This is a genomic window from Streptomyces sp. NPDC051320, from assembly GCF_040682175.1.
Classification (GTDB): Bacteria; Actinomycetota; Actinomycetes; order Streptomycetales; family Streptomycetaceae; genus Streptomyces.
Genome location: NZ_JBFBAL010000008.1, coordinates 270,942 through 294,394 on the forward strand (window position 1 = coordinate 270,942; position 23,453 = coordinate 294,394).

Annotated in this window: 21 protein-coding genes; 11 read left to right on the plus strand and 10 right to left on the minus strand. The window is 69.8% G+C overall.

Annotation, left to right across the window (positions count from 1 at the left end):
• The first annotated feature begins 5 nt into the window (after positions 1-5).
• The 3 genes from ruvX (at position 6) to AB0M87_RS19985 (ending at position 3,300) form a co-directional block, all read left to right on the plus strand.
• Positions 6-470 carry a Holliday junction resolvase RuvX gene (ruvX, locus tag AB0M87_RS19975; protein ID WP_365854635.1) on the plus strand — a complete coding sequence of 155 codons (465 nt, stop codon included), beginning with the start codon at positions 6-8 and terminating at the stop codon, positions 468-470.
• Positions 471-571: 101 nt separating this feature from the next.
• Complete coding sequence (gene mltG / locus AB0M87_RS19980; RefSeq protein ID WP_365854637.1) at positions 572-2,476, plus strand: endolytic transglycosylase MltG; 1,905 nt, start codon at positions 572-574, stop codon at positions 2,474-2,476.
• Entirely contained in the window at positions 2,473-3,300 is an 828-nt protein-coding gene (locus AB0M87_RS19985) for a shikimate dehydrogenase (protein WP_365854639.1), read from the plus strand. Before mltG ends, AB0M87_RS19985 begins: the two co-directional genes overlap by 4 nt.
• 36 nt (positions 3,301-3,336) lie before the next feature.
• Here AB0M87_RS19985 and AB0M87_RS19990 read toward each other — a convergent pair whose 3' ends face one another.
• From AB0M87_RS19990 to AB0M87_RS20030, 9 genes are all read right to left on the minus strand, one after another.
• Positions 3,337-3,708, minus strand: coding sequence for a hypothetical protein (locus AB0M87_RS19990; protein WP_365854817.1), 372 nt, complete (start codon positions 3,706-3,708; stop codon positions 3,337-3,339).
• A 21-nt stretch (positions 3,709-3,729) separates the two neighbouring features.
• Positions 3,730-6,924 carry a glycosyl hydrolase 115 family protein gene (locus AB0M87_RS19995; protein ID WP_365854641.1) on the minus strand — a complete coding sequence of 1,065 codons (3,195 nt, stop codon included), beginning with the start codon at positions 6,922-6,924 and terminating at the stop codon, positions 3,730-3,732.
• Between the two features lie 77 nt (positions 6,925-7,001).
• The gene (locus AB0M87_RS20000) at positions 7,002-7,487 is read right to left on the minus strand and encodes a hypothetical protein (RefSeq protein WP_365854643.1); all 486 of its coding nucleotides are present in this window, start codon (positions 7,485-7,487) and stop codon (positions 7,002-7,004) included.
• The gene (locus AB0M87_RS20005; RefSeq protein WP_365854645.1) at positions 7,484-7,645 is read right to left on the minus strand and encodes a hypothetical protein; all 162 of its coding nucleotides are present in this window, start codon (positions 7,643-7,645) and stop codon (positions 7,484-7,486) included. Before AB0M87_RS20005 ends, AB0M87_RS20000 begins: the two co-directional genes overlap by 4 nt.
• Positions 7,646-7,691: 46 nt before the next feature.
• Positions 7,692-8,789 carry an endo-1,4-beta-xylanase gene (locus AB0M87_RS20010; RefSeq protein WP_365854646.1) on the minus strand — a complete coding sequence of 366 codons (1,098 nt, stop codon included), beginning with the start codon at positions 8,787-8,789 and terminating at the stop codon, positions 7,692-7,694.
• Between the two features lie 280 nt (positions 8,790-9,069).
• Positions 9,070-11,547 (minus strand): glycoside hydrolase family 3 N-terminal domain-containing protein, encoded by a 2,478-nt coding sequence (locus tag AB0M87_RS20015; RefSeq protein ID WP_365854648.1) that lies wholly within the window; start codon positions 11,545-11,547, stop codon positions 9,070-9,072.
• Positions 11,548-11,601: 54 nt separating this feature from the next.
• Positions 11,602-12,504, minus strand: coding sequence for a carbohydrate ABC transporter permease (locus tag AB0M87_RS20020; protein WP_365854650.1), 903 nt, complete (start codon positions 12,502-12,504; stop codon positions 11,602-11,604).
• Between the two features lie 4 nt (positions 12,505-12,508).
• Complete coding sequence (locus AB0M87_RS20025) at positions 12,509-13,471, minus strand: sugar ABC transporter permease (RefSeq protein WP_365854652.1); 963 nt, start codon at positions 13,469-13,471, stop codon at positions 12,509-12,511.
• A gap of 2 nt (positions 13,472-13,473) precedes the next feature.
• Positions 13,474-14,718: an extracellular solute-binding protein gene (locus tag AB0M87_RS20030; RefSeq protein WP_365854819.1), complete on the minus strand. Its 1,245-nt coding sequence runs from the start codon at positions 14,716-14,718 to the stop codon at positions 13,474-13,476.
• Between the two features lie 214 nt (positions 14,719-14,932).
• Between AB0M87_RS20030 and AB0M87_RS20035 the strand changes: the two genes are divergently transcribed.
• The 8 genes from AB0M87_RS20035 (at position 14,933) to nusB (ending at position 22,593) form a co-directional block, all read left to right on the plus strand.
• Positions 14,933-15,991 (plus strand): LacI family DNA-binding transcriptional regulator, encoded by a 1,059-nt coding sequence (locus AB0M87_RS20035; protein WP_365854654.1) that lies wholly within the window; start codon positions 14,933-14,935, stop codon positions 15,989-15,991.
• 186 nt (positions 15,992-16,177) lie between these two features.
• Positions 16,178-17,362 (plus strand): chorismate synthase, encoded by a 1,185-nt coding sequence (gene aroC / locus AB0M87_RS20040; RefSeq protein ID WP_365854656.1) that lies wholly within the window; start codon positions 16,178-16,180, stop codon positions 17,360-17,362.
• A complete protein-coding gene (gene aroB / locus AB0M87_RS20045) occupies positions 17,359-19,032 on the plus strand; it encodes a 3-dehydroquinate synthase (protein WP_365854658.1) in 1,674 nt (557 codons plus the stop codon). Before aroC ends, aroB begins: the two co-directional genes overlap by 4 nt.
• On the plus strand, positions 19,029-19,466 hold the full coding sequence (gene aroQ / locus AB0M87_RS20050; RefSeq protein WP_365854660.1) for a type II 3-dehydroquinate dehydratase: 438 nt from the start codon (positions 19,029-19,031) through the stop codon (positions 19,464-19,466). The genes aroB and aroQ overlap by 4 nt, the downstream gene beginning before the upstream one ends.
• A 103-nt stretch (positions 19,467-19,569) precedes the next feature.
• Positions 19,570-20,373, plus strand: coding sequence for an AAA family ATPase (locus AB0M87_RS20055; RefSeq protein WP_365854662.1), 804 nt, complete (start codon positions 19,570-19,572; stop codon positions 20,371-20,373).
• Between the two features lie 61 nt (positions 20,374-20,434).
• Positions 20,435-21,541 (plus strand): aminopeptidase P family protein, encoded by a 1,107-nt coding sequence (locus tag AB0M87_RS20060; RefSeq protein ID WP_365854664.1) that lies wholly within the window; start codon positions 20,435-20,437, stop codon positions 21,539-21,541.
• 48 nt (positions 21,542-21,589) lie between these two features.
• Positions 21,590-22,156: an elongation factor P gene (efp, locus tag AB0M87_RS20065; RefSeq protein WP_365854666.1), complete on the plus strand. Its 567-nt coding sequence runs from the start codon at positions 21,590-21,592 to the stop codon at positions 22,154-22,156.
• A gap of 2 nt (positions 22,157-22,158) precedes the next feature.
• Positions 22,159-22,593, plus strand: a complete 435-nt coding sequence (gene nusB / locus AB0M87_RS20070; protein WP_365854668.1) for a transcription antitermination factor NusB — start codon at positions 22,159-22,161, stop codon at positions 22,591-22,593.
• A gap of 196 nt (positions 22,594-22,789) precedes the next feature.
• Here nusB and bldD read toward each other — a convergent pair whose 3' ends face one another.
• On the minus strand, positions 22,790-23,290 hold the full coding sequence (bldD, locus tag AB0M87_RS20075) for a transcriptional regulator BldD (RefSeq protein ID WP_014157378.1): 501 nt from the start codon (positions 23,288-23,290) through the stop codon (positions 22,790-22,792).
• Positions 23,291-23,453 lie beyond the last annotated feature (163 nt).

Sequence of the window (23,453 nt, forward strand, 5' to 3'; positions counted from 1 at the left end):
CCGCCGTGCGCAGAGGCCGCCGACTGGCGATCGACGTCGGAGACGCCCGGATCGGGGTCGCCTCCTGCGACCCCGACGGGGTGCTCGCCACCCCCGTGGAGACCGTGCCGGGACGTGACATCCCGGCCGCCCACCGGCGGCTGAAGCAGCTGGTGGCGGAGTACGAACCCATCGAGGTCGTGGTCGGCCTCCCTCGCTCCCTCAACGGGGGCGAGGGCCCGGCGGCCGCCAAGGTCCGGGGCTTCGCCCAGGAGTTCGCCGGCCGGATCGCACCGGTCCCGGTGCGACTGGTGGACGAGAGGATGACCACAGTGACAGCCACTCAGGGGTTGCGCGCATCCGGCGTAAAGTCCAAGAAGGGTCGCTCTGTCATCGATCAGGCGGCGGCGGTGGTGATCCTGCAGAATGCACTCGAATCCGAGCGAAGCTCGGGGAGCGCTGCGGGCGAAGCCGTCGAAGTGGTTGTCTGATCGCAATACGGTAACGTTCCGCGCCATGCGACAGTGTTCGAACAGCTGTCGCACAGCAAAAGAGGCGGACCGTCCGGAGGCCTCGCGGCTCTAGGGGACCGATGACTGAGTATGGCCGGGGCGCAGGCTTCGAACCGTGGCATCCCGAGGATCCGTTGTACGGGGACCAGGGATGGGGAGGTCAGCAGGACGCCGCCGACCAGGCCCCGTACGACGGTCGGACGCAGTACGACGCTCAGACCCCGTACGACGCTCAGACCCAGTACGGCGCGCAGTCGCAGTACGACGGCCGGCAGCAGTACCCGCAGGGACAGCAGTACGACCAGTACGGCAATCCGGTGTACCAGCAGTCCCAGGACCCCTACCAGCAGCAGGCCTACCAGCAGCAGGACCAGGGGCAGGCGTACCCGCAGACCCAGCAGCACTACCCCCAGGGGCAGACCTACCAGCAGGACCAGACGCATCAGCATGGGCTGTACCCGCCACAGGACCAGCAGGCCCCCTACGGCCAGTACCCACCGCAGGACCCCTATGGGCAGGGGCAGCAGCAGCCGCCACCGGGGCCGCCGGCGGCCCCTTACCACGACGGCGGCTGGGGCACCGGTCAGCAGCCGGGGATGCCGTACGGAGCCCCGGCCCCCGACCCGTACGCAGCGCAGCAGGGGGGCTACGGCGGCGAGAATCCCGACCCCTACCGCTCGCCCGGTGCCTATCCTCCGTCGCCGTCCCCTGACCAGCGGGAGCAGTGGCCGCCGCAGGCGCCCGCCGAGCCGGAGCCCGAGCCCGAGACACATCCCTTCTTCACAGGTGTCGACCGTCCGGGTGACACCGACGACAAGGGCCGCGACAGCGAGTACGACGACGACCCCGGCGAGACCCGCGAGGGCCCCCGTGACCGCCGCGGCAAGACCGGCCCGAAGAAGCGCCGCAGCGGTTACGCCTGTCTCGTGGTCGCCGCGGTCCTGGTCGCAGGGGTCGGCGGGGGCGGTTACTTCGCCTACGACTACTGGCAGAGCCGGCATGCCCCGCCGCCGGACTTCACGGGGGTGGGCAGCACGCCGGTTCAGGTCGAGGTTCCTGACGGCACCAGCATCGGCGGGATCGGGCGACTGCTGAAGAAGAAGGGGGTCGTCAAGAGTGTCGACGCATTCGTCGCGGCAGCGCAGAAGAACCCGAAGGGCAAGTCCCTCCAGGCCGGGGTCTACTCGCTGAACCAGCAGATGTCCGCGGCGAACGCCGTGACCGCGATGGTCGACCCGAAGAGCCTCAATGTGCTCATCGTTCCGCCCGGCACCCGCGACAAGCAGGTCTACGCGGCCATCGACGCGAAGCTCAAACTGAAGGCCGGAACCACCCAGGCCGTCGCCAAGGCCAAAGCGGACCAGCTGGGCCTGCCGAGCTGGGCGAAGGGTCACAAGGAGCTCAAGGACCCGCTGGAAGGATTCCTCTACCCGACCAGCTACCCGGTCGCCGACGGCATGAAGCCGGAAGACATCCTGAAGAAGATGGTCGGCCAGGCCGACGAGGCGTACGGCAAGCAGGACCTCGCCGGCGCGGCGCGGAAACTGGGATTGCAGGACGAGTTCCAGGTCATCACCGTGGCCAGCCTCGTCCAGGCCGAAGGCAAGTACAAGCACGACTTCGACAAGGTGGCGCGCGTCGTCTACAACCGGTTGAAGCCGGACAACACGGAGACGGTCGGGCGGCTCGAATTCGACTCCACGATCAACTACGTGCGCAAGCAGAGCACGCTCGACGTCGGCAGCGTGGACGCTCTGAGGAAGATCAAAGACCCGTACAACACCTACGACATAAAGGGCCTGCCACCCGGACCCATCGGCAATCCGGGCGCCGACGCCCTGCACTCGGCGATGCACCCCGCTCCGGGCCCGTGGTACTACTTCGTCTCGGTGACCGAGAACAAGACGGTGTTCGCGGTCACCAACGCCGAGCAGAACCGCAACCGCGAGAAGTATCAGAAGCAGCAGGAACAGGCAGCGCAGTGATCCCAAGGAAGCGGGCGGCCGTCCTCGGCTCGCCCATCGCACACTCCCTCTCCCCGGTCCTGCACCGCGCCGCCTATCGCGAACTCGGGCTCGAGGACTGGTCGTACGACCGTTTCGAGGTCGACGAGACGGGCCTCCCCGGGTTCTTCGGACAGCTCGACGAGACCTGGGCGGGTCTGTCGCTGACCATGCCGCTCAAGCGGGCGGTCATTCCGCTGCTCGACGGGATCAGCGACACGGCAGCCTGCGTCGAAGCCGTCAACACAGTGGTCTGCACGGAGGACGGCCGACGGCTGGGGGACAACACCGACATCCCCGGGATGATCGCGGCGCTGGGCGAGCGGGGTGTGGAGAAGGTGGACTCCGCCGCCGTGCTCGGCGCGGGAGCCACCGCGTCGTCGGCGCTGGCCGCGCTCTCCCGGATCTGTACCGGGCAGGTCACCGCCTATGTACGCGGCCCGGCGCGTGCCGCGGAGATGCGCGGCTGGGGCGAGCGGCTCGGTGTCGACGTCCGAACGGCCGACTGGGCCGACGCGGCAGCGGCGCTGCACGCCCAGCTCGTCGTCTCGACCACCCCGGCCGGCGTGACCGACGCACTCGCCGGGGCGGTCCCCGACGCACCGGGCACGCTTTTCGATGTGCTCTACGACCCGTGGCCGACCGCCGTCGCCGGCGCCTGGGCGGCGCGCGGTGGCGCTGTCGTCGGGGGACTCGACCTGCTCGTCCATCAGGCGGTCCTGCAGGTCGAGCAGATGACGGGGCGGGCGCCCGCCCCGCTGTCCGCGATGCGCGAGGCAGGGGAACGGGCGCTCGGAACACGCTGAGCACGACGGCCCGGCGCCGGTCGACCGCGGGTGCGGTCAGCCGCGGCGCCGGAGACCGATGGCCGTGTCGGCGGCGTACTCCTGGGTCCAGCTGCGGCCGGAGTCCGAGGCCCAGGTCACCTGGGTGGTGTGCCCCGCGTTCCGTACCCGGTCCACCGTCATCGAGCGGTCTCCGGCCCGTACGTCGCCGCGGCGCAGTTCCCGCGCCTCGACGGTGACCGGCTCGGCGGGTTCGGTGCGTTCCGCGTCGGCGGCGGCCCGCAGCAGAGCCGCGGCCAGCTCCCGTGCCTGGCCGGGGGCGCACCGGAGCGCCGGTTCGCCGACCGCCGACGGCGTGGGCCGCGCCGTGAGAACCACGTCGGCGCCGTCCGTTCCGACGGTCACGGCCGCGCCGTCACCGAGCTCCACCTTCACGTTCGCTCCTTCACCTCAGTGCAGCCTGAGGCTCTCCGGCGGGCCCAGGTAGCTGGGCTTGAGACCACCGGTGTCGACCACCAGATTCTGCAGGACCACTGTGGGGTCCACCATCCAGAATTTCAGCACATGCACTCCGGAACGGCGGATGCGGTGCGCGGTGCTGGTGACATTGACGTTGTCCGAGGTGTTCCGCGCCCACTGGGCGTTCATGGTGCTGTCGTCGGCCCCGGTCACCTCGGTGATGTTGACCGTCTGCGGCGCATCGTCGTCGAAGGAGACCGCGTACTTGAGACCGTCCGACGCCAGGGCGTCATTGCGGGGCGACAGATGCGCCCACACCGTGACCGGACCGGTGCTGAACAGGGTGAGCCGGTACTCCAGTCGCGGGGTCGACCCGCCGGGGCTCTGCCGGGAGGCGGTAACCGGGAAGGGTTCCATGCCCGATCCGGTACGGCCGATATGCGGGATCCGCCGCCAGGAGATTCCGGCGCCGCCGACGGACCGCGCGAAGTGGTCCGCCTCGATGGAGACATAGCCGTTAGCCTCGACGAAACCCGAGAGCCGGGAGCGGTGCACCGAGGGGTTGTCGACCACGGCCAGCACCTCCACCTCGTGTCCGTCCGGCCCGGACACCGTGACCGTCACCTGGGTGGTGCCCTTCGGCGCCCGTGACCAGTCGACCCGGAAGGTGACGCGTTCCTGCTGGGTGACCCGGCCGCGGGTGCGGTCGGCGGTCAGCCAGGAGACTCCCGTACGAATGCGGTAGTCGAATGGCGAGGTGCCCCGGTTGAAGACCTCGATGTACTGGGCCGGCTGGCTCTGGTAGGGGCTGAAGACCGGCAGGACCGCCGGGCCCTGCTCCGCGGGCCACCAGGCGTCCGAGCCGTCGACGGCGACGCCCATCTCGGCGCGCGCCGGAAGATCGATTCTTTTGACGGCGGGGAAGAGCACGTCCTTGAGGGCGACGTTGTCGATCTCCGGCTGCTGCCAGGGAGCGTTGGGCCCGTAGCGCTCCACATCGCCGTAATCGATGTGCGGCTGGGTCTGGAAGCCGGCCCACTTGCCGCCCGCGATCCGGGTGTTGAAGCGGTCAGCCATCGCCAGGTCGTCGGCGAGCCGGGCCTCCGCGGTGGCCGCCAGGTCATTGGTGAGCGCCCTGCCCTGGGCCGCGTAGTGCAGATTGGTGAACTCGGCCTCGCGCAGCGCGTACAGGTTGGCGGTCGCCTGCACCTCGTATCCGACGAGTTCGTACCAGGCGTCCTGGGCGGCGTGCGGAAGCCTTCTGCCGATCAGTTCGGCCGTTGCGCCCAGCCGGTGCCATTCCGCGGTCACCCGCTCGAGTTCCCGGTAGTCGGTGAGGCTGAAGGGGGTGGCGCGGTCGTCGTTGACGATCGCCGACGCGTCCTTGGCGGGGTCCTTGGCCGGGTCGAGGGTGATTCTGCGGTTGAGCAGTTCGGGCTTGCGGCGGGACTGCAACTGGGCGTAGGCGCTGAGCAGCGAAGCCACCGCGGTGGCCTGCTTTTCGCCGAAGGTCTGCCGGGCGTACTGCTCCTCCCACTCCGGGATCCGGTCCGCGGTCCAGCGGCCGGGATTCCAGGCGTAGTCCAGGAAGAACTGGGTGGCCAGCTCGTTTCCCTTCAGATCACCGACGTTGGTGACCCACAGTCCGTGATTGCCGTAAGCCACCGACTGGTGGAGCTGGTCCCACATATTGGGCAACGACGTGGTGTCCACCCACTTGTAGTTCCGGCCCGCGCCGACATAGTCGAAGTGGTAGTAGAGGCCGTAACCGCCGCTGCGCGGCTCGTTCTTCAGGTCGGGCAGCTTGCGCAGATTTGCCCAGTTGTCGTCGGTGAGGACCACGGTGACGTCGTCGGGGACCCGCAGCCCGCGGTCCCAGTACCTCTGCACCTCCTTGTACAGCGTCCACACTTGCGGAATCGTGGTGACGTCCTTACCGCTGACCTCGGCGAGGATCTTGCGCTGGGTCGCGATGATCTCGGTCATCAGGTCGATGCCGTCACCGTCCGGCAGCCCGGTGTCGCCGTTGCCGCGCATACCGAGCGTGACCACACCCTCGAAGCCCTGGTCGGTCATCCGGCGGATGCCCTCGGCCCAGTAGGCCTTGAGCGCTTCGGAGTTGTGGCGGTAGGACCATTCGCCGGTGCCGCCGTACGGATCGTGCCCCGGGGTGGTGACGCGTCCCGCGCTGTCGCGCACGGCCGGCACGGCGTGCCGGTTCCACTCCTCGATGCCGCGCATCATCGGCGCTTCGTGCGAGGTGCCCATCACGATGCCGTACGCCTTCGCGGTGGCGTGGTTCTGCGGATCGTCCTCGGCGAAGGCGCGGCCCCAGACGGCGGGCCACAGATAGTTCGCCTTGAGCCGGAGCATCACCTCGAAGATCTTGGCGTAGAAACCGGCGTTGAAGCCGCTCTCGTAACCCGCTGCCTTGCCCGGACCGAAGTAGGCCGGGGCCCACGTGCCGAGGGCCGGGTTCTCGTCGTTGATGAAGAAGCCGCGGTAGGTGACGGCGGGCGTGCCCTGGCTGTGCCGTCCCGGGAGTACGTGCAGTTCCGCGCGGTGCAGCGGTACCACGTCGTCCCACCAGTACCATGGCGAGACACCGATGCCCCGGGAGACGTCGTACGCCCCGAATATGGTGCCCCGCTGGTCGCTGCCCGCGATCACGAACGCCCGGTCGACTCCGGGCAGCGGTTTCTCCACCACGGTCTGCAGGGAGGTCTCCCACTTTCCTCGGATCCCGGTGACGTCGAGCTTGCCCGCGGCCACCAGACCGTCGATGAGGGGGCTGCGCCCGATGGTGCCCACGAGGGTGATCTCGCGGGCACCGGGCAGGTCGTCGTGGGAAATGACGGGGCGGATCCCGGTGACCCGCTCGATGTCGGCCCCGAGGTCACCGACGACCCGGACGACGCCCGGGTGGTCGCTGCCGCTGACCACGAGGGGTACCGCCTTCCCCGCTCCGACCAGGGGGAAGCTTCCCGGTGCCGGCGTGAAGGAGATGTACGCCCCGGAATCCGTCGAGCCCGCGGTGCGGCCGGTTCCGGCCGCCGCGAACGCGCCGGTCAGTCCCAGCAGGGAGCCGAGCGGTGTCGCCGTCAGCGCGGTGACCCCCAGGCCCAGCCCGAGAACCGTGCGGCGACTGGTGTGCGGTGTGAACTGCGGTGGGAAGTGCCTGTCCATAGCTGCTCTCCCGGAATCGGTTACGTGCGGGGACGTGGATGGTGGATGTGGACGGGCGGATGTGGGCGAGTGCCGGCTCAGTCGGTGGCGGCGGAAGCCGCGGGCTGCTTGTCCGGCGTGGTCACGCGCTCGCCCACCTCGTCGGAGCCCGGGGACACCGCGCTGACGATGGCGTCGGCGGTTCCGTTGCCCTCCGGACTCAGCAGGCCGACGCCGATGTGGACCGCCAGTGAGGTGACCAGCGGGGTGACGATCGCCAGGGTCTGGTCAGTGCTGTGGAGGACGAACTTCACCAGGACGTAGCCCAGCAACCCCACCGCCCACGAGGACAGCGCGGCCCGGGGATCGCACCGCCGGAAAGCCGGGGGCAGGCTCAGCAGCATCGGGATGGACATGGGCCCCATCACGGCCGCGACGAGACCGACGATGATGCCCAGGACACCGCCGAAGTGATCGGCCTCGAGGGCGACGATCATGCTGATGCCGATGAAGGTGACCGTACAGATCCGGGCCGCCGGCAGTCCGGCCTCGGGTGTGAGGGACCCGGTCCGCCGGGTGATCACCGGGATGATGTCCCGGAGACGCCGGACAACCGCCAGGGCATCCGGCCGCCGCCGGTGAAGTAGCCGCTCACGTCACCGACCCGTCGGTGCGACCAGAGGCCGATGAGCAGCATCACCAGGAAGTAGCCGCCGAGGGCGGTCCAGTCGAGCCGAGCCATGAGTGCGGAACTCCTCGGTCAGGGAGGGTGCGGGCGGAGCCGGAAGTCAGTGCCGGCCGGCGCTGAGCCTCAGGTCCTGGCTCAGCGCGGTGTAGGCGGCCTTGGCCCGGAAGTCTTCGTCGAAGATGTTGGCCGCCCCCTCACCGGTGAAGGTGCCGGGCACCCAGGAGTACTTGTCGGTGAAGCCCCACACGGTGAAGTCGGTGCAGTGCCGGGTCAGCAGACAGCCCTGGAGCAGCACGCTGTAGGCCTCCGCCTGGGCCTCCGACTCGGTACGGTCGACCGGCAACGTGATCCGGACGTCCGCCTCGGTGACAGCGGTCTCCAGCCCCAGGGCGTCGAAGCGCTGCATGTTCTGGGCGATGTCGTGCGGTGCGTCGTACTGGACGTCCAGGTGGCCCTGAATGCCGACGCCGTCGACCGGTACGTGCTGCTTCCGCAACTGCGCGACGAGCTGGTAGAGGGCGGTGCTCTTCGCGTTGACGCCCTCGATGTTGTAGTCGTTGATGAACAACTTCGCCTTGGGGTCCGCCTGATGGGCCCAGCGGAAGGCGTCGGCGATATAACCCGGGCCGAGCTTCTGCAGCCAGATGCTGTCCCGTAGCGTGCCGTCGTCGTTGAAGGCCTCGTTGACGACGTCCCACTGCCAGATCCTGCCCTTGAAGTGAGTCATCTCGTCGGTGATGTGCCGGTGCAGGATGTCGCGCAGCTCGTCGGCGCTGAAGTCTCCGTCGGTGAGCCAGGAGGGCAGCTGGCTGTGCCAGACCAGGGTGTGTCCGCGGACCAGTTGCCCGTGGGCCCGCGCGAAGCCGACCAGGTCGTCGGCGGCGCTCCAGTCATAGGTACCGCGGGTGGGTTCCACGACCTCCCACTTCATGACGTTCTCCGGCGAGACGGAGGAGAACTCGCCGGCGACCTTCGCCCGGTACGGCGCGTCGTCGGCCAGGGCCGAGGTGTCGACGGCCGTACCGATCCGGACTCCGGCCCGCAGCCCGAGACTGCCGAGCGACTGCGTGGAGGGCCGGTGCTGCTCCGGCTTGCCGTGCTGGTCGGTGGCCGAGGCCGTCGGGAGGGTGAAGGCGGAGACGAGCAGTGCGGTCCCGGCGACTGCGGAGGCCACGGCGGCAGATCTGGTCCTGAGCATGGGAGGTCCCTTTCGATGCGCGGAAGCTGGGTGTTCCCTGCGAGGGAAGAGAAAGGAAACGATCGAAAGTTTCGACATATATTCCGCAAGTTTCTGGGAACCTAGAGCCTGCGTATGCGGCGGTCAATCCCCGTGCACGAGAATTCGTGAGGAGGTCGGGGCGGGCGGCGAAGAGGGCGCGGCAGGCAGCGAACGGCCCCGGACGGCGAGGAGCCGGCCGGAGCCGTGGGGGAGGGGGCGACAGCTCGATCGGAGCCGGTGATGCTGCGTTCCGCAGGTGTCAGACCCCGTCCGGGACAGGACTGAGGGACGTGTCGCAGACCAGACGGCGACGGTGGTCCACGGTGCGCTCGGGGCCGGTGAGACGCAGCCGCACGGTGTGCCGGACATCGGCCGCAGCACTGGAGGTCGCGAAGCGCAGCTCCAGATCGCCCGGCTCGACGACCCGTCTCCCGTCCACGCCGGTGAAGGAGGTCAGATCGGCGTCGAAACGGAACCGGACACGCCGTGCCTGTCCGGCGACCAGCGGCACTCTGGCGTAACCGATGAGCCGTGCGTCGGGGCGGGTGGTCTGGGCGACCGGGTCGTGCAGATAGAGCTGCACCACCTCGGCGCCGTCGCGTGTCCCGGTGTTGCGGACGACCAGTTCGATGTCCGCCGCTCCATCGGTGGGCAGCTCGGCGGGGACCGGACCGACCGGGTCCCAGCCGAAGGTGGTGTACGAGAGCCCGTGGCCGAAGGCGTACAACGGCGTCGGATCGAGGTTGCTCACGCCACCCGCGAGCCCCAGCGGGGGCTGCAGATACGTCCACGGCTGGCCGCCCGGTCCGTGCGGCACTCCGACGGGCAGCCGGCCCGATGGATTGACCCGCCCGGAGAGCACTCCGGACAGGGCGGGTCCGCCCTCCTCACCGGGGAAGAAGGCCTGGACGACGGCGGCCGGCCCGCTGTCCCAGCGGCCCAGTGCATACGGACGGCCCGTCAGCAGCACCAGCACCACCGGGGTTCCGGTGGCCAGCAACGCGTCGAGAAGTTCGCCCTGGACGCCGGGCAGGGAGAGGTCGGCGGCATCACAGCCCTCGCCGGAGGTACCACGTCCGAACAGCCCGGCGCGGTCGCCGAGTACCGCCACGCATATCTCCGCCCCGCGGGCCAGTTCCGCCGCGGCCGGGATGCCGGAGGTGTCGTCGCCGTCCACGTCACAACCGGGGGCGAAGGCCAGCCGGGCGTCGGGAAGTTCCGTGCCGAGCGACTCCAGCAGCGTCGGGATGGCGATGCCCAGCGGCATCTCGGGGTGGGAGACGCCGACATGACTGGGGAACGAGTAACAGCCGAGCATCGCCAACGGGTCGTCCGCGCGGGGGCCGACCACGGCGATCCGGGCGTCGGCGCGCAGCGGCAGAGCCCCCGAGGGGTTGGCGAGCAGGACGCAGGACTGCTCGGCCAGCAGCCTGGCCAGCGACCGGTTCTCGGCGGGGTCGAGGTCGATGGTGCCGCGCGCCTGCTCCGGGTCGCCACCGCCGGTCAGGCTCGCGGGCAGCGGAGACCAGTCGGGGTCGAGCAGGCCGAGCTCGCACTTCTGCAGCAGCACCCGGGTCAGTGCCCGGTCGACCATTCCCTCCGCCACCGCGCCCTCCCGTACGGCGGTGGCAAGAGCGTCACCGTAGGAGCGGACGGTGGGCAGTTCCACGTCGACGCCGGCGGTCAGGGCTATGCGGCCGGCGTCCGCGCGGCTTGCGGCCACCTTGTGCAGGGTTTCCAGGAAGCCGATGCCGAAGTAGTCCGCGACGACAGTGCCGTCGAAGTCCCAGGTGTCCCGGAGCAGATCGGTGAGCAGGGCGGGGTCGGCTGCGGCGGGCACACCGTCGATCTCGGAGTAGGAGCTCATCACCGAGCGGGCGCCGCCCTCCCGAAGGGCCATCTCGAAGGGGGGCAGAATCACGTCCGCCAGTTCGCGGCCGCCGGCCCGCACCGGGGCGAGATTGCGGGCACCCGCCGATGCGGAGTACCCGGCGAAGTGCTTGAGGGTGGCGACGATACCGGCGGCCTCCAGCCCGCGGACGTAGGCGGTGCCCACGGTGGCGACCAGGTAGGGGTCCTCGCCGATGGTCTCCTCGACACGGCCCCAGCGCAGATCGCGGACCACGTCCAGAACCGGCGCCAGCCCCTGGTGGACGCCGACGGACCGCATGTCGCTGCCGATCCGGTGGGCCATCTCGGCGACCAGCGCCGGGTCCCAGGCGGCGCCCCAGGCCAGCGGCACCGGGTAGGCGGTCGCGCCGAAGGCGGTGAAGCCGGCCAGGCACTCCTCGTGGGCCAGTGCGGGAATGCTGAACCGCCCCGCACCGGCGATACGTTGCTGGGCGCGGGCCAGCGAGACGGCGCCCACACCGGCGTCCACCGGGGCAGTGCCGAAGGGCCGCGTGAGCTGTCCGAGACCGCGGATGATCAGCTCCTCCCAGTCGACCGGATCCACCATGTCGTTCTGATGCGGTGCGACCCCGTCGCCGTCGGAGTCGGCGCCCACCCAGACCCCGTAGAGCTGTGCGGTCTTCTCCTTCAGGGTCATCCGGGCGATGAGATCGGCCACTCGCTCATCGGGCGCGCGGGACGGGTCGCGCCAGGGTGCCGTGGCAGCCGGGTCTTCGGCTGACGGATCTCCGAGGGCCGGGCTTTCCACGGCGGGGCTTTCGTCGGCGGCGGTGGTGGTGACGGGGGCGGCGGCGCGTGGGGCTTGCGGAACGGGGCGGGATGCCATCGTGCAGGGGTTCCTCTCCGGAGTGGCGGTGATGCGGTACTGCTGTGCTCGGCCCTACTTGCCGCCCACCCCCATCAGGCCGTTCACCAGGGCGCGCCGGGCCACCAGATAGACCGCGAAGATCGGCACCACGGAGAGCGTGATCGCGGCCAGCGTGGCCGGGATGTTCACTCCGAACTGGGACATGAAGTTGAAGAGGCCGAGTGTCAGGACCCGGTTGCTCTCCGACTGGGTGAGGATCAGCGGGAAGAGGAAGCCGTTCCAGGCCTGCAGCGCCGAGTAGATGGCCACCGTGCTGATGCCGGCCCGGGACAACGGCACCGCGAGCTGGACCAGCATCCGCAGGGGGGACGCACCGTCGAGCGCCATCGCCTCGTACAGCTCTTCGGAGACATCCCGCATCGTGCCGCTGAGTACCAGGACCGACACCGGCATCGCGAAGGCCGCGGTGGGCAGGATGATCGCAGGCAGGGTGTCGTAGAGCCCCATCTTCCCGATCAGCAGGTACAGCGGAACGATCACTGCCTGCGCCGGGATCGCGACCCCGAGCAGGAAGGTCCTGAAGGTGAGCGACGACCAGCGGTTACGGGTGCGTACCGCGACATAGGCCACCGGCACCGAGAGCACCAGCACGATGACCACGGTCGAAACGGCGACGATCGCGGTGTTGGCCAGCAGCGTGAAGAAGCCGCTGTGCAGCACGGTGTTGTAGTTGTCCAGCGTGGGATGCGTGGGGAAGGCCAGCGGGTCGCCGTCGAGTGCTTCGTCCTGGTGCATCAGGGACGAGGAGATGAGCGTGTAGAGCGGGACCAGCACGATGACCAGCCAGACCAGCGAGCCGAGGCCGGCCAGGGGGTTCGCTCGGCGCAGCAGCCGGCGGCGCCGGGGCGCGCCGGCGGCCGGACCCGGCGGCAGGGGCGTTACGGCCGGCGCCGCGGTGCGGGTGTCGGACGACATCGCGTTACATACCTTCCCGGGTGGAGCGCATGGTCCCGAAGCCGCTGAAGCGGACCAGGACCAGCGAAATACTGGTGGCCACCACGACCAGGGCGGTGGCGATGGCGGCGGCGTAGCCGAGGTCGTACGTCTGGAAGCCGGTGCGGTACATCAGGTAGGGCAGGATCGTGGTGTCGGTGCCCGGACCGCCCTTGGTCATGATCAGCACGGTGTCGAAGTAGGTCAGCGAACCCACGATCATCAGCACCGACGAGGTGGTCACGGTGTGCCGCAGTTGTGGCAGCGTGATGTGGAAGAACTGCCGCAGCATCCCCGCGCCGTCGATGGACGCTGCCTGGTAGAGGACTTCGGGTATCTGCCGCGCGCCGCCCTGGTAGATCAGGGTGTGGAACGGCATGAACTGCCAGCCGCCGACGAACGCCACCACCAGCAGCGCGCCGGTGGAGTTACCCATCACGTTCGGGTCGACCCCGATCCAGGGGCCGATTTCCTTGATCACGCCGAAGTTGGGGTCCAGCAGGGCGTGGAAGAGCAGCGCGATGGCGGTGGTGGACAGCAGCAGCGGGACGAAGAAGATGGCGGAGAGTACGGCGCGGCTGCGCTGGCGTCCGGCGGCCCAGACCCCCAGCAGCAGGGCGACCGGGGTCTGGAAGGCCCAGCTGATCACGGTGAGCAGCAGACTCAGCCAGGCGGCCTGGCCGAAGTCGTGGTCCTTGAAGAGCCGCGTCCAGTTGTCGAGACCGGTTGCGGTGGGTGAGTTGAGGCCGTCCCACTTGCAGAAGGACAGATAGACGGCGAGCGCCAGCGGGACGATCGCGAAGACGGCGAAGAAGAGCAGACCGGGGAGCGCCCAGCCGACGTGCGGGCGGCCGACATTGCTGCCGGCCGCCCGGCCGCCTCCGCGCTTGACCGGCCGAACCGCTTTCGCGGCCCGGGCGGGCTTCGTGACGAGCGGAGTGGTGGACATCGTTACTTGACGGCCTTCATGGCGGAGACGAACTGCTCGGGGGTGGACTTCCCGGCGAACAGCTTGCTGACCTCGGTGAGCAGCGGGGTGGCGATCTGGGACTCCAGTGCCTGGTCCCACGAGAGAGTGAAACTCGGGGCTTTCTGCACCATGTCGTACTGATACTTGGAGAACGCCGGGTTGGGCGACGAGCCGAACAGCGAAGCGGCGTTGGACGTGGTGGGGACGTCACCGTTGGCGATCAGGGCCTTGGCGTACGACTCCGTTGCCATGGCCTTCAGGAACTTGATCGCCACGTCCTTGTGCTTCGTCCTGGCGTTGATCGACCAGTAGTTGGTGGGGTTGCCCACCACGTCCTGCACGTCGCCGACCCCGCCGGCCACGGTCGGGAACGCGGTCCAGGCCAGGTCCTTCTTGGCGAACTGCGGGGCCTTGCCGAGCTGGGTCGAGTACTCCCACGAGCCCATCAGGTGCATGGCGGCCTTGCCCTTGCTGAACAGAGTGGGCGCGCCGGCGTTGGTGTAGTCGACCGAGTTGTAGTTGGAACCGAAGGCGCCCTCGTCCACCAGCTGCTTCACGGTCTGCGCGGTCTTGAGCACCGCCGGATCGCCCCACGCCGAGGAATCACCGCCCTGGATCTTCTTGAAGACGTCCGGACCTCCGACCCGGTCCAGCAGGTATTCCATCCACATCAGCTCGGGCCACTTGTCGGCGCCGCCGAGGGCGAAGGGGGTGATGTTCTTCGACTTGAAGGTGGTGATGTCCTTCTGCAGGTCGTCCCAGGTCTTCGGGGCCTGGAGGTGGTTCTCCGCGAAGAGCGTCTTGTTGTAGAAGAGCACCACCGGCTGCATCCCGCGCATCGGAACGCCGTAGATCTTCCCGTCGAGGCTGCCCGCGGTCATGATCGACGGCAGGAAGCCGTCCTTGAGCGTGGCATCGCTCTTGACCGTCGAGGTGAGGTCGACCAGTTGACCGGCGTCGACGTACGGTTTGATGGAGCCGCCGCCCCAGTTGTAGAAGACATCCGGAGCGTTGGGTGATCCCATCGCACTGCGCAGCTTGTTGACGTAGTCGGAGCCGGGTATGGACACCAGCTTCACCTTGACGTCGGACGTCTTGTTGAACTTCGCGACGGCCGCCTTCTGGATCTTCACCGCGTCGTCGCCGTACACGTAGGCGGTGATGGAGCCGCCACCGCCGCCACCGCTGCTCGAACCGCAGCCGGCCAGGACCCCGGCCATCACCATCGCGGCCCCTGCCGCGGTCCATCTGGCCGTACGTGTACCGCTGCTGAGAATGCCCGACCCCATGACCGCACCTCTGTCGAATGTTTCGAATTGTCCAGCGAATGTTGCCGGAACCGTACGGGTGGGTACCGGGCTCGTCAAGAGGGTGCGCAGGAGTTTCCCTGAACAGTGCACCGGGGCTGATGTGAGCTGGATCGAGAGCTACGATCCCGGTATGCGCCCCGCGAACGCCCCGTCCCCACAGCGAAGGACGACTGCCGGAGATCAGCCGGAAGTCGCCGCGACCCTGGCCGAGATCGCCCGTGCTGCCGGAGTCTCGGCTCCGACAGTTTCGAAAGTTCTGAACGGACGTGCCGACGTCGCCGCCGGCACCCGCACCCGGGTCGAGGAGCTACTGCTCCATCACGGCTACCGGCGCAGGCGCGGCGCCTCGCAGCAGTCCCAGCTGATCGACCTGGTCTTCCACGAACTGGAGAGCGCCTGGGCGATGGAGGTCATCAGGGGGGTCGAGAACGTCGCCAGGGAGGACGGGCTGAGCCTCGTGCTCTCCGAGAGCGCAGGCCGGCTGACCCCCGGTCAGACCTGGGTGGACGGAGTGCTGGCCCGCCGCCCCGTCGGGGTGATCCTGGTGCTCTCGGACCTCAACGCCGCCCAGCGGGCTCAGTTGACCAGCCGGGACATTCCCTTTGTCGTCGTCGACCCGGCCGGCGATCCGGGGGACGAGGTCCCTTCGGTGGGCACCACCAACTGGCAGGGCGGGCTCGCCGCCACCCGCCACCTGGTGGAGCTGGGGCACCGGCGGATCGGCGTCATCGGCGGCCCGGCCAGCATGATGTGCAGCCGCGCCCGGATCGACGGCTACCGGGCCGCCCTGGAGACCGCGGGCCTTCCGGTGGACCCACAGCTCGTGCGGGAGGGCGACTTCCACCACGAGGCCGGCTACACCGCCGGTCTCGACCTGCTGCGGCTCCCGGACCCGCCCACCGCCATCTTCACCGGCAACGACCTGCAGGCCCTCGGGGTCTTCGAAGCCGCCCGCGAGACCGGTCTGCGCATTCCGGAGGACCTCAGCGTCGTCGGATTCGATGATCTGCCGATCACCCGCTGGGTGGGGCCGCCGCTCACCACGGTGCGCCAGCCGCTGCTGGAGATGGCCGAGACCGCGGCCCGGCTGGTCCTCGACCTCAGCCGGGGCAAACAGCCCGCCACCGCCAGGGTCGATCTCGCAACCAGCCTGGTGGTCCGCAGCAGCACCGCCCCGCCCCGTCGCTGAGCCGGCCGCCGGACCCGCGGTGCCCGCCGTGGCCGCCGGCGGAGCCGGAGCTGCACCGGTGGTACGTCCGCCCACTGGACCCATGACCGGACAGCGGCCCGGTCGTGGGAGGATCGGACAAGGCGGGCCAAGGCCGCGCACCTGGTCGCGCCGTCGCAGACCGAGGCGCGAGCATGAGGAGCACCGTTGAGCAGGTTGCGTTGGCTGACCGCGGGGGAGTCGCACGGCCCCGCACTGGTGGCGACGCTGGAGGGCCTTCCCGCCGGTGTCACGATCACCACGGACATGGTGGCGGACGCCCTCGCCCGGCGACGGCTCGGCTACGGCCGCGGCGCCCGGATGAAGTTCGAGAAGGACGAGGTCACCTTTCTCGGCGGGGTACGGCACGGGTTGACCATGGGTGGCCCGGTGGCCGTCATGGTGGGCAACACCGAATGGCCCAAGTGGGAGCAGGTCATGTCGGCCGACCCGGTCGACCCCGAGGAGCTGGCCAAGCTGGCCCGTAACGCCCCGCTCACCCGTCCCCGGCCCGGCCACGCCGACCTGGCCGGGATGCAGAAGTACGCGCTCGACGAGGCCCGTCCGATCCTGGAGCGCGCCAGCGCCCGCGAAACGGCGGCCCGGGTCGCCCTGGGCACCGTGGCGCGGTCGTACCTCAGGGCGACGACCGGGATCGAGATCGTCTCCCATGTCGTGGAACTGGCGGGGGCGAAGGCTCCGTACGGCGTCGTTCCGGTCCCCGCCGACGAGGCCAGGCTCGACGAGGACCCGGTGCGCTGTCTGGACGCCGGCGCCTCGAAGGCGATGGTCGCCGAGATCGACCAGGCGCACAAGGACGGCGACACCCTGGGCGGTGTGGTCGAGGTGCTCGCCTACGACGTGCCGGTGGGCCTCGGCTCGCACGTGCACTGGGACCGCAGGCTCGACGCGCGGCTGGCCGCCGCCCTCATGGGCATCCAGGCCATCAAGGGCGTCGAGGTCGGCGACGGATTCGACCTCGCCCGGGTGCCGGGCTCACAGGCCCACGACGAGATCGTGCCGACCGCGGACGGTATCCGCCGCACATCGGGCCGCTCCGGTGGGACCGAAGGCGGCATGTCCACCGGAGAGCTCCTGCGGGTGCGGGCCGCGATGAAACCGATCGCCACGGTGCCGCGCGCCCTGGCCACCATCGACGTGGCGACCGGAGAGGTCGCCGCCGCGCACCACCAGCGCTCCGACGTGTGCGCGGTCCCGGCCGCGGGCATCGTGGCCGAGGCCATGGTGGCGCTGGTCCTCGCGGACGCGGTCGCGGAGAAGTTCGGCGGCGACAGCGTCGGCGAGACCCGCCGCAACGTCCGCTCGTACCTCGACAACCTGCAGATCCGATGAGCGGGCCACTGGTCGTCCTGGTCGGCCCCATGGGCGTCGGCAAGTCCACCGTGGGCGAACTCCTTGCTGAACGGCTCGGCACCGCCTACCGGGACACCGACGCCGACATCGTGGCCGTCGAGGGCCGCAGCATCGCGGAGATCTTCGTCGACGAGGGGGAGGCGCGGTTCCGCTCCCTGGAGAGCACGGCGGTGGCCGCCGCGCTCGCCGAACACACCGGGGTGCTGTCGCTCGGCGGCGGCGCCGTGCTCGACGCGGCCACCCGTGCACTGCTCGCCGGCCACCGCGTCGCCTACCTCTCGATGGACGTGGAGGCCGCGGTCAAGCGTGTCGGGCTGAACACCGCGCGCCCGCTGCTCGCCGTCAACCCGCGTCGCCAGTGGCGTGAACTGATGGAAGCGCGCCGCTCCCTCTACACCGAAGTCGCCGACGTCGTCGTCGCCACCGACGACCGCACTCCCGAAGAGGTCACCCAGGCGGTCATCGACGCTCTGGGACTCCCGCAGCTCCCGGGGACCACACCACCACCCGCGGTCGGCACCGCGGACCCCGGCACCACCGGCCAGGAGACCCGCATGACGCAGGAAGCCCCTATCCGTATCCAGGTCGGCGGCACGGAAGGACACGCCCCTTACGAAGTGCTGGTCGGCCGCAGCCTCCTGGGCGAACTGCCCGTGCTGATCGGTGACCGGGCCAAGCGGGTGGCCGTGCTGCACCCGGAGGCACTCGCCGAGACCGGCGAGACGATGCGGCAGGACCTCGCAAGCCAGGGATACGAGGCCATCGCGATCCAGCTGCCCAACGCCGAGGAGGCCAAGACCGTCGAGGTCGCCGCCTACTGCTGGAAGGCGCTCGGCCAGACCGGCTTCACCCGCACCGACGTCATCGTCGGCGTGGGCGGTGGAGCGACCACCGATGTCGCCGGGTTCGTCGCGGCGACCTGGTTGCGCGGTGTGCGCTGGATCGCCGTACCGACCACGGTGCTCGGCATGGTCGACGCCGCGGTCGGCGGGAAAACCGGCATCAACACCGCCGAGGGCAAGAACCTGGTCGGCGCCTTCCACCCGCCCGCCGGGGTGCTGTGCGACCTGGCAGCGCTGGACTCGCTGCCGGTCAACGACTACGTCTCCGGCATGGCCGAGATCATCAAGGCCGGTTTCATCGCCGACCCGGCCATCCTCGACCTCGTCGAGTCGGACCCCGAAGGCGCCCGCACGCCCGCGGGCCCGCACACCGCCGAGCTCATCGAGCGCTCCATCCGGGTCAAGGCCGAGGTCGTATCCAGCGACCTGAAGGAGTCGGGGCTGCGCGAGATCCTCAACTACGGGCACACCCTCGCCCATGCCATCGAGAAGAATGAGCGCTACAAGTGGCGGCACGGCGCCGCCGTCTCCGTCGGGATGGTCTTCGCCGCCGAGCTCGGCCGTCTCGCGGGCCGCCTCGACGACGCGACCGCCGACCGGCACAGGGCCGTACTGGCCTCCGTCGGCCTGCCGCTGACCTACCGCGGTGACCAGTGGCCCAAGCTGCTGGAGACCATGAAGGTCGACAAGAAGTCCCGCGGCAATGTGCTGCGCTTCATCGTCCTCGACGGTCTCGCCAAGCCGACCGTCCTGGAAGGACCCGACCCCGCGGTCCTGCTCGCCGCGTACGGGGAGGTCTCCGCGTGACCAGGGTGCTCGTCCTCAACGGCCCCAACCTGGGCCGGCTGGGCTCCCGCGAGCCCGATGTGTACGGTGCGACCTCCTACGCCGGGCTCGTCGACGCCTGCACCGGCCTCGGCAAGGAACTCGGCTTCGACGTCGAGGTCCGCGAGACCAACGACGAGGGAGAGCTGATCCGTTGGCTCCACGAGGCGGCCGACGGTTCGATCCCCGTGGTGATCAACCCCGGTGCCTTCACCCATTACTCGTACGGCATGCGGGACGCGGCGGCCCAGCGGACCGCGCCGCTCATCGAGGTGCACATCTCGAATCCGTACGCCCGCGAGGAGTTCCGTCACAACTCGGTAATCGCTGCCGTCGCCAGCGGCACGGTCGCGGGCTTCGGAATCGGCTCCTACCGCCTTGCCCTGCGTGCGCTGGCCGGGGAACTGGCGTCCTGACGCGGCACTTCGACCACTCCCCGGCCGTTCACATGACGACGGCCGGGGAAGGTACCGTTCGGTAGCGCGGATCAGTCGGCCGAACGAGACGGAGTGGCACCGGATGCAGCACGCTGGAGGAGCCCCGCTGCCGCCACCCCATTCGGGAGCCGGGGGATGGATGCAGGGCGCCCTGCCCCCCGCCCAGCACCCCGCTCAGCCCCAGCACCCCGGTCCGGCGCCCGGCCGGCCGCCCGCCGCCCCGCCGCTGCCCCCCGCCCCGGAATCCACCGGCCATGTCCAGCTGCCGCCCGGTGGCCCGGTGCCGTTGCCGTCCCCGCCGCCCGCCAGCGTCCGGGCGGACACCGGCAACACCACGCTCGCCGTGCTGCTCATAGGACCCGCGGGCGCCGGCAAGACCACCGTGGCCCGGCACTGGGCGCAGAGCCGCCGGGTGCCCACCGCGCACATCAGCCTGGACGACGTACGGGAATGGGTCTGCTCCGGGTTCGCCGACCCGCAGACCGGATGGAACGACCACTCCGAGGCCCAGTACCGCCTCGCCCGGCGCACCTGCGGCTTCGCCGCCCGCAACTTCCTGGCCAACGGCATCTCCTGCGTCCTCGACGACGCGGTCTTCCCGGACCGGCCGGTCGTCGGTCTCGGCGGCTGGAAGCGGCATGTCGGCCCCGGTCTGCTTCCGGTGGTCCTGCTGCCGGGCCTGGAGATCGTCCTGGAGCGCAACTCCGCCCGCAGCGGTAACCGCCGTCTGAGCGATGAGGAAGTCGCCAGGATCCACGGCCGGATGGCCGGCTGGTACGGCTCGGGTCTGCCGATCATCGACAATTCGGCCTTCGACGTGGAGACCACCGCCCAGGTGCTCGACGACGTACTGGCGCGCTCCATCGCCTCCCCCCCGACCTGGTGAAGCTCCCCGGTCGGACGCGCTGAACCGGCTGACACCCGCTCCTGCTCCTACGCTCGGAAGCATGTCAGAGGTGTTTGCGGTCCGCCGGGAGAGGCTGCGCGACCGGTGCAGGGCAGCCGGCAGCGCTGCCGCCCTGGTCTCCCGCGCCGCCAACGTCCGCTACCTCGCGGGTGCGGCTCCGACCGGGTCGGTGCTGCTCCTCGGACCGGCCGGCGACGAGCTGCTCTGCCCCCGGGAGCCTGCCGACGACGCCGGCAACGGCCGGCCCGACGAGCACCTGCGTCTGCGCATGCTGCCCGCTTCAGGGGGCGATCCGGTGGTCGCCGCGGCCGGTCTGCTGAATCCGGCGGATGCTCCGTCGCTCGCCGTCGAGGAGCACCATCTGACCGTCGCCAGGCACCGCGCGATCGGCTCCGTCGCGCCCGGCATCCAGCTCACCGATCTGGCGGGCGCCGTGGAACAGCAGCGGATCATCAAGGACGAGGAAGAGATCGCCAGCCTGCGGATCGCCGCCGAGATCGCCGACCAGGCGCTGGGCGAACTGCTCGAATCGATCCTCGTCGGGCGCACCGAACGCCATCTCGCTCTCGAGCTGGAGCGCCGACTGGTCGACCACGGCGCCGAGGGGCCCGCTTTCCCCACCTCGGTGGCCACCGGACCCAATGCCGGCCTGAGAAGACACCGCCCGTCGGACCGCCGGGTCGAGGAAGGGCATTTCCTCTCCGTCTGCCTGGGTGCCCGCTACCACGGATACCGCTGCGAGATCGGGCGTACGTTCGTCATCGGGACGTCGCCGGCGGACTGGCAGATCGAGCTGTACGAGCTGGTCTTCACCGCACAACGGGCAGGTCGGGAGGCTCTCGTGCCCGGCGCCGCCTGCCGCGACGTGGACCGTGCGGCCCGCCAGGTGCTGGGCGCGGCGGGCCACGGGGAGGGTCTGCCGACGGCCACCGGGCACGGCGTAGGACTCGAAATCGACGAGGACCCGCAGCTGACACCTGCGGCCATGGGTAAACTGGACGCTCGCGTGCCGGTCACCGTCGAACCGGGGGTCCACCTCCCGGGCCGGGGCGGAGTCCGGATCGATGACACGCTCGTCGTGCGCCCTGAGGCGGACGGCGGACCCGAGCTACTCACCATTACGACCAAGGAACTGCTCGCCCTCTAGCGAGTACCCGCGGTCCCACACACGCTGCAGTCCAGGAGAACCTCAACCGTGGCTTCCACGAACGACCTCAAGAACGGCCTGGTGCTCAAGCTCGACGGGGGCCAGCTCTGGTCCGTCGTCGAGTTCCAGCACGTCAAGCCCGGCAAGGGCCCCGCCTTCGTGCGCACCAAGCTCAAGAACGTGCTCTCCGGCAAGGTCGTCGACAAGACCTTCAACGCCGGGGTGAAGGTCGAGACGGCCACCATTGACCGGCGTGACATGCAGTTCTCGTACATGGACGGCGAGTACTTCGTCTTCATGGACATGGACACGTATGACCAGCTGATGGTCGACCGCAAGGCTGTCGGTAACGCCGCCAACTTCCTGATCGAGGGCTTCACCGCCTCGGTCGCGCAGTACGAGGGCGAGGTGCTCTACGTCGAGCTGCCGGCCGCCGTCGAGCTGACGATCCAGCACACCGACCCGGGCGTTCAGGGCGACCGCTCCACCGGCGGCACCAAGCCGGCCACCCTGGAGACCGGTTACGAGATCGGCGTCCCGCTGTTCATCACGACCGGCGAGAAGATCAAGGTCGACACCCGTTCCGGTGATTATCTCGGCCGGGTGAACAGCTAACCGTGGCTGCCCGGAACACGGCGCGCAAGCGCGCCTTCCAGATCCTCTTCGAGGCCGACCAGCGCGGGGTGCCCGTGCGGACGGTCCTCGCGGACTGGATCCGTCACGCCCGGACCGACGACCGGCAGCCGCCGGTCAGTGAGTACACGATGGAGCTCGTCGAGGGGTACACGGAGTACGCCGACCGTATCGACGACCTCATCGCCACCTACGCCGTGGGCTGGACGCTGGACCGGATGCCGGTCGTCGACCGCAACATCATCCGGCTGAGCGCCTATGAGCTGGTGTGGGTCGATGGCACGCCGGATGCGGTGGTCATCGACGAGGCCGTGCAGCTCGCCAAGGAGTTCTCCACCGACGAGTCGCCGTCCTTCATCAACGGCCTGCTGAGCCGTTTCAAGGACCTCAAGCCGAGCCTTCTCCGCGACCAGGCCTGAGCGGCCGGTCGCGACGCCGGCGGCGCGCTCCGCAGGGAGCAGGGACGTTCCGGGCCCGGGACGGGAAAGATGATTCATCTTCCCGTCCCGGGCCCGGTGCCGTTCGGGCAACGGCGAAGGGCGGACCCGGCTGGTGCGGGTCCGCCCTTCGGACGAGACGTTTCTGCTGTTGCGTCGACGAGGGTCGGCTGCTGGATCAGCCCTCGTCGTGCGCGACCGCCCGGCGGGCGTCCGCGTCCAGCACGCCCCAGCTGATCAGCTGCTCGGTGAGGACCGAGGGCGACTGGTCGTAGATGACGGCGAGGGTGCGCAGGTCGTCCTGGCGGATCGACAGCACCTTGCCGTTGTAGTCGCCGCGCTGGCTCTGGATGGTCGCCGCATAGCGCTGCAGCGGCCCTGCCTTCTCCGGCGGGACATGGGCGAGACGCTCCAGGTCCAGGACGAGCTTCGGCGGTGGCTCGGCGGCTCCACCCGGCGTGGTGCCGGGCAGCAGCTCCTGCACGGGAACCCCGTAGAAGTCCGCCAGTTCGGCGAGGCGCTGCACGGTCACGGCGCGGTCGCCCCGCTCGTACGAGCCCACCACCACGGCCTTCCAGCGGCCCTGGGACTTCTCTTCGACACCGTGGAGGGAAAGGCCTTGCTGGGTGCGGATGGCGCGGAGCTTGGCCCCGAGCTGTTTTGCGTATTCGCTGGACATATGGCTCCCCGGACGCTGTGGCGACGTGCGGCTCCGCCGCGCGGCTGGTAACTCACTGTGAGGTTACGCAGCGTTACTTGGCTGCGTCAAGCCGAATGGTCCGGACCGACCCCCTGCCCGGGGACTCCCACGGCCCTGGTACCGTGGGCTTGTAATTTCGACG

Excerpts from the sequence above, each read along its gene's own strand:
- mltG (WP_365854637.1), top strand. The coding sequence starts at position 572 with ATGACTGAGTATGGCCGGGGCGCAGGCTTCGAACCGTGGCATCCCGAG.
- AB0M87_RS19995 (WP_365854641.1), bottom strand. The coding sequence starts at position 6,924 with ATGGACAGGCACTTCCCACCGCAGTTCACACCGCACACCAGTCGCCGC.
- AB0M87_RS20005 (WP_365854645.1), bottom strand. The coding sequence starts at position 7,645 with ATGGCTCGGCTCGACTGGACCGCCCTCGGCGGCTACTTCCTGGTGATG.
- AB0M87_RS20010 (WP_365854646.1), bottom strand. The coding sequence starts at position 8,789 with ATGCTCAGGACCAGATCTGCCGCCGTGGCCTCCGCAGTCGCCGGGACC.
- AB0M87_RS20015 (WP_365854648.1), bottom strand. The coding sequence starts at position 11,547 with ATGGCATCCCGCCCCGTTCCGCAAGCCCCACGCGCCGCCGCCCCCGTC.
- AB0M87_RS20020 (WP_365854650.1), bottom strand. The coding sequence starts at position 12,504 with ATGTCGTCCGACACCCGCACCGCGGCGCCGGCCGTAACGCCCCTGCCG.
- AB0M87_RS20025 (WP_365854652.1), bottom strand. The coding sequence starts at position 13,471 with ATGTCCACCACTCCGCTCGTCACGAAGCCCGCCCGGGCCGCGAAAGCG.
- AB0M87_RS20030 (WP_365854819.1), bottom strand. The coding sequence starts at position 14,718 with ATGGTGATGGCCGGGGTCCTGGCCGGCTGCGGTTCGAGCAGCGGTGGC.
- AB0M87_RS20035 (WP_365854654.1), top strand. The coding sequence starts at position 14,933 with ATGCGCCCCGCGAACGCCCCGTCCCCACAGCGAAGGACGACTGCCGGA.
- aroB (WP_365854658.1), top strand. The coding sequence starts at position 17,359 with ATGAGCGGGCCACTGGTCGTCCTGGTCGGCCCCATGGGCGTCGGCAAG.
- AB0M87_RS20055 (WP_365854662.1), top strand. The coding sequence starts at position 19,570 with ATGCAGCACGCTGGAGGAGCCCCGCTGCCGCCACCCCATTCGGGAGCC.
- AB0M87_RS20060 (WP_365854664.1), top strand. The coding sequence starts at position 20,435 with ATGTCAGAGGTGTTTGCGGTCCGCCGGGAGAGGCTGCGCGACCGGTGC.
- bldD (WP_014157378.1), bottom strand. The coding sequence starts at position 23,290 with ATGTCCAGCGAATACGCAAAACAGCTCGGGGCCAAGCTCCGCGCCATC.